The 12,044-nt window shown below is 37.7% G+C and carries 9 protein-coding genes and 1 pseudogene; all 10 read left to right on the plus strand.

What is annotated here, in order from left to right; translation table 11 throughout:
- Nucleotides 1-2,040 (plus strand): annotated as a pseudogene (locus tag AB5627_RS13885) (hypothetical protein); the annotation flags it as partial.
- A gap of 8 nt (nucleotides 2,041-2,048) precedes the next feature.
- A complete protein-coding gene (locus AB5627_RS13890) occupies nucleotides 2,049-2,558 on the plus strand; it encodes a hypothetical protein (RefSeq protein ID WP_022287857.1) in 510 nt (169 codons plus the stop codon).
- Between the two features lie 427 nt (nucleotides 2,559-2,985).
- Nucleotides 2,986-3,879 carry a hypothetical protein gene (locus tag AB5627_RS13895; RefSeq protein WP_265291080.1) on the plus strand — a complete coding sequence of 298 codons (894 nt, stop codon included), beginning with the start codon at nucleotides 2,986-2,988 and terminating at the stop codon, nucleotides 3,877-3,879.
- Entirely contained in the window at nucleotides 3,876-4,292 is a 417-nt protein-coding gene (locus tag AB5627_RS13900) for a DUF6557 family protein (RefSeq protein WP_117928388.1), read from the plus strand. Before AB5627_RS13895 ends, AB5627_RS13900 begins: the two co-directional genes overlap by 4 nt.
- 84 nt (nucleotides 4,293-4,376) lie before the next feature.
- Entirely contained in the window at nucleotides 4,377-4,952 is a 576-nt protein-coding gene (locus AB5627_RS13905; RefSeq protein ID WP_265291079.1) for a hypothetical protein, read from the plus strand.
- A gap of 1,035 nt (nucleotides 4,953-5,987) precedes the next feature.
- A complete protein-coding gene (locus tag AB5627_RS13910; RefSeq protein ID WP_265291078.1) occupies nucleotides 5,988-7,022 on the plus strand; it encodes a helicase RepA family protein in 1,035 nt (344 codons plus the stop codon).
- 1,306 nt (nucleotides 7,023-8,328) lie between these two features.
- Entirely contained in the window at nucleotides 8,329-8,724 is a 396-nt protein-coding gene (locus AB5627_RS13915) for a hypothetical protein (protein ID WP_265291077.1), read from the plus strand.
- A gap of 402 nt (nucleotides 8,725-9,126) precedes the next feature.
- A complete protein-coding gene (locus AB5627_RS13920; RefSeq protein ID WP_265291076.1) occupies nucleotides 9,127-10,737 on the plus strand; it encodes a recombinase family protein in 1,611 nt (536 codons plus the stop codon).
- 126 nt (nucleotides 10,738-10,863) lie between these two features.
- The gene (locus tag AB5627_RS13925) at nucleotides 10,864-11,157 is read left to right on the plus strand and encodes a hypothetical protein (RefSeq protein ID WP_265291075.1); all 294 of its coding nucleotides are present in this window, start codon (nucleotides 10,864-10,866) and stop codon (nucleotides 11,155-11,157) included.
- A gap of 132 nt (nucleotides 11,158-11,289) precedes the next feature.
- Nucleotides 11,290-12,044, plus strand: a 755-nt coding sequence (locus tag AB5627_RS13930; RefSeq protein ID WP_368369907.1) for a type IV secretory system conjugative DNA transfer family protein, incomplete at its 3' end; no start/stop codon positions are given.

Raw genomic sequence — 12,044 nt, forward strand, 5'->3', positions numbered from 1 at the left:
GTTACCGAAGTTCGTGTGTCTATGGAGGGTACGGGCAATCTCCAGAAAGCCACTACTGTTGAAAGCATTATGAACAAAGATGTTCTCTGCACTGATGTTGTGGGGCTGGTCGGAGAGCCTTTTGAGATTGAAACGACTTCGCAGTTTGATAAGGCTACGCTTACTTATGTGGTGGATAAATCCAAACTTGGAGATACCGAGTTTGACAATCTGCTGTTTTTATGGTATGATGAAGAAAATGACAATTTTGTTGAGCTGGATACCATTCTTGACGAGGAAAATTCAACTGTAAGTGTGGAGACTAAACACTTCAGTAAGTATATGATCGTTGACGGAAAAGAATGGTATAGAGCATGGCAAGATATTTACACTAAAATAAACGAATCAAAAGGCCAGCATGTTCCAAATGCAACTGTATTAATATCAAAAAGTTCGAATATATATAATGTTAATAACGCAAATCGAAATGAACTTATAGTTAGTAATATTGTAGACTCAATGTCGGATTCAGATATTATGAGCTTTTTGACCTACCAGAATGCTGGTGGAATGAACACCGATTTTACGAGTGTCAAAAGTGCGTTGAAATGGGATCCGATTTATTACAGCAGAACTGCTAATGCTAGTTATGGAATTGGTTTAGCAGCAGTTATACTCAATGATGAGGCTATGGGGTATAACTCTAAAATTATTTTTATTACTGACAGCAGTGTATCAGTTGACAGTAGATTTCTTAAGCTTGCAATTAATAACATGATACCTATTTACTTTTTCTGTATTGGTGATTTTAATACAGCTGCATTGATAGGTTATGCACAGCTGACAGGCGGCAAGGTATACTCTGCTAAAACCGCTGCTGAAATAAATCAAAGCTGCAATGAAATAGGTCCTAAGACCTTTGTTGGAGAAACAGACACTGATGGTGACGGTTTTACAGATATTGAAGAAATGAGTGGTCTTATTGTAAGCTCAAATTGCAAAATTGTTAATACCGATTATATGAAAGCTGACACGGATGATGACGGCCTTGATGACAATGAAGAAGTCGATGTTGAGCTTACGAAGGTTGAAGTACCTGGAAAACAGGGCAATCCTTCAACGTTCAAATACTATCATCATATGTGGTCGGATCCGTCTGATCCGGATACAGATGGGGATGGGACGGTAGATTCAAGTGATTTAAATCCATTAGTATATTCGTTTGTTCCATATTTGGATATACTATGTGAATATGCTCAGAATTACTGCTCAGATAATAATTTACGAAATAAAGACGATGAAATAACACTTGTATTAGAATTTTTACGCAGCACTAAATACATTGGCACAAAGTGGAACATTACAGCTGGTAATATAAATGAGAATTTTATAGCATATGTTAAAGATAACAATATTGATGTATATAATTACTTCCTTGGAGATGATAATGCTGTGGAAGAACTCTTTGATCCATTGACGAACGAAAAGTATGATTTAAAACATCTTGCCGCAACTATGAATGCTTATTTTGAAAAAAATGATATTAAATCCATTTATTCTACTTATTATGGTTCAATGAATGATATGGCTGGTTGGGCAGGGGACTTACAACAAGTGATAGATCAAGATATTTTATATGGAAAAGATCAATACTATGCGCATAATATGAGTATAGAAGCCGCATATCAGGAAATGAGTACATATTTAGGTAATCGTTCGAATTCGCATTACGGAATTAGTGATGTAATTGTTGATGCAGATGCAGTTAATTTATACTATGAGTATAAAGATAATCCCAATATGGACTTAAATGAATTGCTTAACAATTATTTAATAAAAATGAACAACAAGCAAAGATTTTCTGATTTTATATATAATATTACAGGTTCAAATGAACGATCTGATTTGAAAATACTTGCTACATCATATATTAGACCTCCTATGGATTTTCTTTCTGCTGGTTGCGTGTATAGTTCATCTACTTGTAATTTAATAACTGAAAATATGATATATGGTTTTGCAAGTGCATTTTGCGATTATTATTTTGACTTAGCTAATTGAGGTTTAGTATGAAAAAAGTATTGGTAGTTGTCGGCATTATTATTTCTGCAGTAATTATTTCAGGCATTATTGTTGGTTTGGGTAAGAATGAAAAAACACTGTTTAATGAAAAAATTGAAACTGATAATAATGTTTTAATTTCAATCAAAGTTATTGAAAGCAATAAAGGTTGGCAACCTGATAAAACTATGATTATATCCGATGAAAATGAGCATTTGATTAGATATGCCATTGGATTTGAGGACTATACCAATTATCTGCCAAGTTATTATTTTTGCTATGATATAAATCCCAATGAATATTTGGTATGGGTTTATCAGCAAAATGGTAATGAATTTATTTACTATTTCAATACCGATACACAAGAAAAATATATGCTGGATTATAATAACATTGGCAACAGGACGGAAACTTTTTATGTTGCTGTCGATAAAGTTATAAAGTCAAATTTTTTATCTAAAATAGATTCTAAAATCAGTAATATGAATAAATGGAATAGCTATTTGTCAAACACTTAGGAGAAATCAGATAGCACAGCGATTGTTTTTCAGATGTTGAGGAAATGTCCGGATTACTTGTTGATTCAGGCTACAATCCCATTAAACCCAATTATATGAAACCTGATACCGACGCAAATTTGAATCTGTTATGTTTGAAAATGTTAATTTCGAGAATAGTTATTTTTCAGATTGTTTATTTCACGATATTACAATAAATAACTGTAAGGGATTAAAAAACGCATTTTTTGAGAACATTAATTTTGGAACAATCGAAACACCCGTAATATTATCGGATGAAAAAGCTCTTCAATATCTACTTAACTATAATATTTAGCTATTGCTATTATTTTTGCCGTACAGACTAAAATCTGTACGGCAAAAATAAAAATTATGCGTTATAGATAATCATTTCAATTTTGACCGTCTACCAGATGAATTTGAGGTTTTGGGACTGGTTCTTTCTAATGCACAGGTTATTTATACCGACCCTGAAAATTCGGATTGCGACGATGACGATCTGTTAGACGGTCAGGAGATTTCTATTGACGGAGGTAAGTCAAAGACCGTTAAGGTCGGCAGTGCGGACGGCGGATATATCACGTATTCTACCGTTGTTTTCAAGTATAGCTCCGATCCTAATAATGGGGATACGGATGGGGATGGTATATTAGATGTCAATGATTCAAAACCATGTAATCCTTATTTATGCACGGGTATATGGACAGCGTCAGATGAAAAGTTTTCTACTACTGTTCAAGCCGAACTTTTAAAACTGGAACTGGCATGGCACTTAGCAGTTACTGATACTGATAAAATAGATATTGCTAATAGGGCTGATGAAATACGAGATATTATGTCTTCTGGAAAAGGAAGAATATTAGATATTGCAAAATCAATTTCAGGTGCAGTGTCTGATGAATTTGCCTGGTTTTTAGGCGGAGATGTCAGTGCTGCGGAACGAGATTATTGGTTAAGCGAAGTTAACAAGTATAATCCTTCTATTAGCATAAGCGATGAAAAAGTATTTCATTCAATAATGTTCATTGCAGGTATACTTGAGCCATCTCCAGATGATGCATGGAAACTTATTTCGAAAAAAGCTAAAAAAGAAATGCTTGAAAAATGTGATGAAGGAGTTGTAAAAAAATTTCTTAAATCTATGGTAAAGCAAGCGACGAAAGAAGGTACAATGGGAATAAAAAAGCTTAGTGGAAAAGGCATAAAAGGATTTATGTATGAGGTTAAAGTTATGGGAAAAGGAGGAGCCTATAGGCTACTTGGTAATAAAACAGAAAATGGAGAGATATTTTGGGAGGTTTTCGAAAAAACACATAAATGAGAATATATGAAATATTAAAAAAGACAAGTCCTGAAGATGTTATATCAAAAATTAAGCTACATTATGGCAATAAGTATATAGATCTTTATAAAGATTTGTTCTTTGATTTACTTAATATGAATCCGACATATAACGGGCAAAAACTATGTATATTTATTACGGCATACATTCAAAACGAAAATGATGATATTAGAAAACTTGAAATATTTGACGAGAATGATTCAACAATTGATTTTGATGTAAGTGCCTACGAGTTATCTTCAAAAACAATTTATTCGATAGCATCATCGCCTTATGCGGATTTTTTAAATTATACTATTGATGAGGAAACACTGCGCAGATATTCATTTCCAACAATATTAGCACATTGTTTTTATGAAATCACTTCGTATGGTTTTGAGGATAATGTATGATTTGCTTTTGCACATGGCGTTATTTTTCGGATAGCAGAAATTATTTAATATAAATTTCTGTAAAATTATATATTGTGAGAATTTATGAAAATAATAAGAAGAATAGAAATAGCAACAATTTTAGTTGTTGCTTTGAATTTGATTTTTGAGTTTTTGTTTCATATAAGCATTAAAATCATTCCAAAATTTTTCATTGTTTCGCTTTGCACAGTAGTCTTGTTTTTGACATCAGTAGTTTCTGTTTTTCTTCATTTATCCAAAAATAAAAGCAAAATTTTTAAATACTCATGTAAAGCTATTATTTCATTATTTTTATCCTTGATCTTGTTAATTAACGTTCCCTTTAACTATAAAACGGAACGATTAAGGTTTACCCATAGTGATTATGAAATAGTAATATCAAGATATTATGTAATGACTGTTCAAAGAATACAGGTGCTGGTCACTGATAATTCTGTTTTTGCTCATGAGATTTTATATGTTGGATTACCAACTGGAGATTTTGATCTGTCTGATTCGGTGAAAATAAGTTGGAGTTCAGATGATTGCTTTGAGCTAATTTATAAACCTACATTGTCACATTCATACAGTTGGAAATATAATTTTAAGGACAGTGAAGTAACATATCTTAGTTCAGATGAGTTTGAGGTTTCGGACTGATTATTCTTCATTATGATCGTCAGAGTGATAGTACTGACAATAAAAATTCTATGGTCAATCAGCTTGCTTCAAAAGCTTAAAAACTCTTAAAAATCTTTGCTTTGTGAGGCGTGACGGTAGAAATCAAAGACGAGTTTCAATGTCAAAATTTCAGAGTTACTGTCAACGAAAGGTGCTCTCGAAAGTACACAGCGTAACGGAGATATTTGTCCCTAACTCGCAGTAGAGTAAACATACCATCCTCTGAGGAAAAGGGCGACACACGCCGATTGTTGTGGTGTACGAGGGGATTACCCCGCTCCTGTTTTAAAGAAGCAAGCTGTGACAAATTATTTAGCCTAGTAAATCTTCACGGCAAGAGATATCATTTTTTGAACATAATAAAATCATTCTCTCGAACCACTGTCGGAAAACACGGCAGTGGTTTTTCTATGTCGGATCATAGATGTTTACCACCTTACTTTTTACGGTAGGTCGTGATTCACGTCCTACCGCATCGTGTTGTGATAATGCAAAAAACAAAAGTCATCACTGCTCTGTCTATTAGACAATCATACAAAATCTTAAAGAAACTCTGCCAAAAAGGTTGTTAAAACCTCAACTTCTAACCCTATACAAGTGAGAACAAACTCTACAAATAATCCGTTACGACTTTGTTCAACCCTACAAACTTTATGAATTCATTTAGATAAAGGGGTATCAAAACAGCGACTTCTACCCATATACAAGCGGAAGAGCAGTGGTAGTCAAAATAACCGAAATCATATGAGCTAACTTGTGCAAACCTACAAACTTTTTTCAGAAGTTGTCCAAACACTTTGTTTAGTCGGCTACAGTATGAGGAAAAGGAATCTTGACAATTGAATTCCACGAAGGAGAGATACCAAGCGGCGAAGTACAGCGAAGATCGTGCAGGAGGAGCAGAAGCGTACCAGGCTTGGAAATACGTCTTTAAGTCAAACAAGGCTTTCTGACAGGAACTGTATTGTTGTGGGAAAGAAGTAAAAAGAAAAAAAGAAGAGGAGGCTTGATAACTTGAAGAAATTCAACTCAAAGTCCTGCGAAGAAATCATGACAACTGTGTACAAGCCTATCGAGTTTGTTGTAGATGGCTTGCTTGCGCAAGGTCTGTACATCTTAGCAGGTGCACCAAAAGTGGGAAAGTCATGGCTGGCACTTGATATGTGCTTGTCGATAGCGAAAGGAGAAAAAGTTTTAGGTCAGGAAACGGCTCAAGGAACTGCGCTCTATCTGTGTTTGGAAGACAGCTATGTACGAATCCAAAATCGTCTCTATGAAATTACAGATGAGCCGACAGAGCGATTGCATTTTGTAATCATGTCAGAATCAATAGGCAGCGGACTTGAAGAGCAGATCAAGAATTTCAAGAAAGAGCATAGCGATTTAAAAGTTGTGTTCATTGACACTCTGCAAATGATTCGTGAGTCAACCGATAACGGTTATGGCTCGGACTACAAAGAGTTATCTGTTCTAAAAAATCTTGCGGACAAGCTTGAAATTGCAATCGTAGTTGTTCATCACACAAGAAAGTGTTCGGACAGCGATCCGTTCAATATGATTTCGGGCTCGACAGGAATCAGCGGATGCGTTGACGAAAGCATGGTTATTGTAGAAACAAAGCGTGGCAGTCGAAATGCAAAGCTATACTGCGTAGGTCGTGATATTGAAAACGCAGAAATAAGCTTGCAGTTTGATAGCGATTTGAAAAAGTGGATAGTCACAGATGAGCCAACTGTTTCGAAAAGCAAAGACAATATTTTTCTCGCCGCATTGTATGTTTACATTCAGAAAAAGATTGATTTCACAGGAACGGCTTCAGAATTGGTAACCGCACTGAAAAGTATTTCAAATGAAACATTCTATCCGAACAGAGTTACAAGAGATTTGGTTCAGAACGGTTACACGCTCAGACAGTATGGAATTGATTTTCTGTACAAGCGGACACGAAACGGCAGACTGATTATTCTTCATTACGACCGTGAGCGTGACAGTAGTGACAGTAAAACCTCGGGCGAAGTTACTGTCAACAGTTTGGCTTTAAAAGTCTGAAAACCATTGAAAATCCTTGCTTTGCGAGGTGTGACGGTAGAAATCAAGTGGTAGTTTTACTGTCAACATTTCAGAGTTACTGTCAACGCAAAACTCTTCATAAACGAGCCAACTACCACCCTGATTCACTGGGAAAAGGTTTCTATAGGGATACCTAACCAATATGCAAACTCTCTAAATCGTCCGCCCCGAATTTGTATAATCATACAAACTTTTAAAGAATTGCTGTCAAAATGGTTGTAAAACCTCAACTTCTTACCCTATACAAGTGAGAGCAAACTCTACAAAAAATTTGTTACGACTTTGTTCAAGCCTACAAACTTTATGAATTAAGGGTTGTCAAAACGGCGACTCCTTTCCGTATACAAGTGAGAGGGAACTCTATAAATAATCCATTCAGATTTTGTGCAAGTCTACAAAATTTTTTCACACACGCATAAAAAGCATCTTTTCATCGGCTACAGTATGAAGGCAAAAGAATCTTGACAACAAAATCCCACGTAGGAGAGATACCAAGCGGCGAAGTACAGCGAAGATCGTTCAGGAGGAGCAGAAGCGTAACCAAGCTTGGAATACGTCCTTAAGTCAGACAAGATTTTCTGACAGGAACTGTACTGTTGTGGGGCAAACAAAAATAATAATTGCGATACCCTCCGTGTCACAGCGCTATGCCTTTAAGGATTAATACTAACTAATATTATTAATAGCAGAAGAAAGAATGATATGTAGTTATCAAAGATTGATTGGTGATGAATGACGAATAGAATCGGCGGATTGATTCGCTGATTGACAATCCGCCTTTTCTCTTCTGCGAATAAGAATGGAGATGTTCAATAATCAAAAAAAGTGTAATTAATTTTAACCGCAACACAACGGCGATATTTGCCCTCCCAACTCGCAGTAGGGTAAACATACCACCGTAGACGGTATAAGCCACACACGCCGATTGTAAGCGGTGTACGAAGGGATAAACGAGCAATTCTGAAATCAGTTAAAAAGCACATCGGGAACTTGATATGTTGGTTATGCACAAATTCCCGATTCGCCGCATGACGAAGAAAGTGAAATATTTCATTGCAGGTTAAAGTCATGGCGTCTGAAGCCGCCATGACCCTCACAGCGGACAGCAAAGCTGACCGCAAATGTGCCGTAAATACGCAGTCTTCACACAGGTCTTGTGCATATTTTAGGCGGTCGCCTCATGGAGTCAAAATACGGCTTTCAGCGGAAATCAGGGGTCTAAAGGTCAGAAAAGTGCGTGAAATCGGCATAATTAACGACGTCGTGATAAGAAAGGAGTAGAATTATGGCAAAAGAAAAAACGGCTGTATATTTTCAGCCGGAAACTATGAGAAAGATCGAGCAGGAGTACAAGGACGACAATTGTGCTTCAAAAACAGAGTTCATTGAAAAAGCCGTCACGTTTTACATCGGCTATCTTCGTCAGCAGCAGGAGGTAAACTACCTATCCCCTATGATAACAGAAACGGTCAAGGCGCAGATAAAAGGTACGGAACAGCGGCTTGCCCGTCTGATGTTTAAGGTCGCAGTCGAGCTTGGAAAGCTCTCGCATATGACTGCGGCTATCAATGATGTTGACGATGAAACTCTAGAAAGTTTACATGCTATGTGCGTAAACGAAGTACGGAAGATCAATGGAATTATCGATTACGAGAACGCTGTTGATTTTCAGCAAGGCTAAGATGGTGCGTAACGAATACGAACCGCAAAATTTAAATATGAAAGGACTGAACTGATTTGTTTACACGAATAACAACAATCAAGACAACGAAGTGGAGAGTGATTTATGCAGAATATTCACAAAGAAATAGAAGAGAAACCAGATTCAAATCAGTACCGACGCCGACATGATTACTCGCACATCGAAACTGTGATTGATGGAGTAACTTACAAAATCTTATCCGTTAGTCCCAGAGCAGATGAAGGATACAAGCCACAAAAAGTGTCGGAACTGTTCGCTTATCTTATTAACGGCAGATAAAATTATCAAAAAATTTTCTGGACTTTCAAGCCGGATAGTGATATATTGTAGCTGTATCCTATTCGGTTTGAAAATTTACAGACTATGAAAGGATGGATAAATATGTCTGATTCGAATCGAAAAATTACTGCGTTATACTGCCGTTTATCACAGGAGGATATGAGGGACGGTGAGTCGGTCTCTATTGAAAATCAGAAACTCATCCTGCAAAAATATGCGAATGACCATGGTTTCTTAAACTGTAAATTCTATGTTGACGACGGATATTCCGGAGCAAATTTTAATCGTCCGGCATTCAAGGAAATGATGATTGAAGTGGAAAGCGGAAATGTTTCTGCGGTGATTGTAAAAGACCAGTCGAGACTTGGCAGAGAATATTTGCAGACGGGTATGCTTATGGAAGTTACCTTTCCGCAGTATGACGTCCGTTTTATCGCCGTAAACGACGGTGTAGACAGCGCCGACGGTACAAACGATTATGCGGGAATACGCAATTATTTCAACGATCTTTTTGCAAGGGATACAAGTAAAAAGATCAGAGCGGTTCAGCGTGCAAAGGGCGAGCGCGGTGAGCGTGTTGGATCGGTAATAGCATATGGATACATGAAGAATCCCGACGATCCTAAGCAGCTGATCCCAGATCCCGAAACAGCGCCGATAGTGAAAGGAATTTTTGAAATGTATGCAGACGGAATCGGAATAATGAAGATATGTGATAAATTGTGTGCACAGAAAGTTATGTCGCCAAGCGTTTACGCATTCAGAAAAACAGGACGCAGGACGGGAAGATTGAATCCGGATAAACCGTATCATTGGGATCAGAAGTCCGTTCGACTGATGCTTTCAAACAGAGTCTACTGCGGCGATACCGTGAATTTTAAAACCTATACCAAGTCCAACAAGCTGAAAAAACGTATTAAAAACGATGAGGAAAACGTTCTGATTTTTGAAAACACCCATGAACCTATCGTTGACAGAAAAACCTTTGATTTAGTACAAAAGCATTTTGACGGAAGAAAACGTCCCGATAGACAAGGAGAAATGGATAAATATGCAGGATACCTTTACTGCGGCGACTGCGGTAAGCGGTTGTATCTTCAGAGGGCAAAGACAAAGGCTGTTGAAAAAAACAGCTTCATATGCGGAGGCTACCAAAAGCGTACAACCGACTGCACCTGTCATCATATCAGAGAACAAGTTTTAGATCAAATCGTACTTGAAAATCTCAAAGCCGCCACAGCCTTCGCCCGAGATAATCCTGAGAAGTTTTACGCAATGGCAGCTAAGAACGGCGAGGTCGAGGCAAGGAGATTGTGTATAAATGCCGAGCGTGAGAAAGAGCAGATCACTGCAAGAATAAAACAGCTTGACAATATCATTAGCTGTCTGTATGAGGACAGGGTCACAGGGCGTATTACCCCGGAACGTTATGATATTCTTGCAAGCGGTTACGAACAGGAACAATCGCATCTTCGTCTTGAACTCGAATCTATATCGCACAAAATATCTGAAATGGATCTACGTGAGCAGTACATTCAGAAGTTTATAGCAAAAGCTAAGGAATACATTGAAATGCCTAAGCTTACTCCTGAACTGCTGAGAGTGTTTATACGCAGGATAGAGGTTTATGAAAAAACGGAAAAGTATTCAAGAACCTGCGGCAATACGATAGTGATCCACTACACATTTGAGATTGACAGCCGTCAGTCTTGAGCAAATAGAAATCAAAGCCCGTAAGATGTTGTGCTTACGGGTAATACATAATATTTATTTCTTCGTTAAGGATAGTCCGAGCTTGCAGGCTCGGCGTTTTTTATTGATAAAAGCTGTGAAAAGGATATGTTTGCAAAGCTCAGAGCCAAGCTCAAAGCAGAGTACAAGCCGTACACAGATAAAGGCAAAGCAGCCGCTAAGCAAAGAAATTTGCAGGAATGTGTTACGGCAGTAATGAAAGATCTAAGGCAAACAGCTCGTACCCGTGAGCAGTGTATAAATACTGCGAAACTGCTGTATCAGCTTGCGGATAGTGCTGTCAGGTTATCTGTTGAAAAAACTCTGTATGAACCTGTGGCAGAACATATCGAATCTGAGGACATCGTTTGCGAACCTGAACCTTGTATGGAGTTTGGCTGATGCGATACCGTCTGCCTCATGGTGCAATACCTTGAAGATAACAAACTAACTCTTCTTTTAAATACAGAAGAAAGCATATTTCTATGGATAGGAAGTGAAAATTTGAATGAAAAACAACTGATTTTAATAGGTTTGCTTGTGGTAGCTTTCATTGCCTTTTTAGTGGTAGTAAATCTGCTTGACAACAAGTCGCTTAACGGAATAAAGGCAAAAAAAGTCGGAAACGGACAGCACGGAACAGCTCGGTGGGCGACAAAAACAGAAGTCAAGCGGACTTTTATCTCTCTGCCATTCGAGCCTGACAAATGGCGTAAGGGAGAAAATATTCCGCACAGTTCCAACGGAGATGTTATTCAAGGAACTGTGGTCGGGTGCAGAGGTTCTGGAAAGAAAACTGTTGCACTTGTGGATACCGGCGACGTCCATACTCTTATGATAGGAGCGGCAGGAGTCGGCAAGACTGCATACTTTTTGTATCCGAACATAGAGCTTGCCTGTGCAAGCGGAATGTCTTTTATCTCAACTGATACAAAAGGCGACGTTGCAAGAAACTACGGAACTATCGTCAAAAAGTATTACGGCTACAATGTTTCTGTGCTCGACCTTAGAAATCCCACCAGAAGTGATGAAAACAATATTTTGCATCTTGTGAATAAATACATGGATATGTACCTTGCAGACAAATCAAATCTTTCAGCTAAAGCAAAGGCTGAAAAATACGCAAAGATAACTGCAAAAACCATAATCAACATCGGCGGCGGTGACAGCCACAGCTACGGACAAAACGCTTTTTTCTACGACGCGGCGGAAGGCTTGCTTGCCTCGGTTATCCTGCTTTTGGCGGAGTTTGGCGACAAAAACGAAAGGCATATTGTTTCAGTTTTTAA

Origin of the sequence: Ruminococcus sp. RTP21198st1_G1_RTP21198_201120 (assembly GCF_040924265.1) — a bacterium.
Classification (GTDB): Bacteria; Bacillota; Clostridia; order Oscillospirales; family Ruminococcaceae; genus Hominimerdicola; species Hominimerdicola aceti.

Excerpts from the sequence above, each read along its gene's own strand:
- AB5627_RS13905 (WP_265291079.1), top strand. The coding sequence starts at position 4,377 with ATGAAAATAATAAGAAGAATAGAAATAGCAACAATTTTAGTTGTTGCT.
- AB5627_RS13890 (WP_022287857.1), top strand. The coding sequence starts at position 2,049 with ATGAAAAAAGTATTGGTAGTTGTCGGCATTATTATTTCTGCAGTAATT.
- AB5627_RS13900 (WP_117928388.1), top strand. The coding sequence starts at position 3,876 with ATGAGAATATATGAAATATTAAAAAAGACAAGTCCTGAAGATGTTATA.
- AB5627_RS13915 (WP_265291077.1), top strand. The coding sequence starts at position 8,329 with ATGGCAAAAGAAAAAACGGCTGTATATTTTCAGCCGGAAACTATGAGA.
- AB5627_RS13925 (WP_265291075.1), top strand. The coding sequence starts at position 10,864 with ATGTTTGCAAAGCTCAGAGCCAAGCTCAAAGCAGAGTACAAGCCGTAC.
- AB5627_RS13920 (WP_265291076.1), top strand. The coding sequence starts at position 9,127 with ATGTCTGATTCGAATCGAAAAATTACTGCGTTATACTGCCGTTTATCA.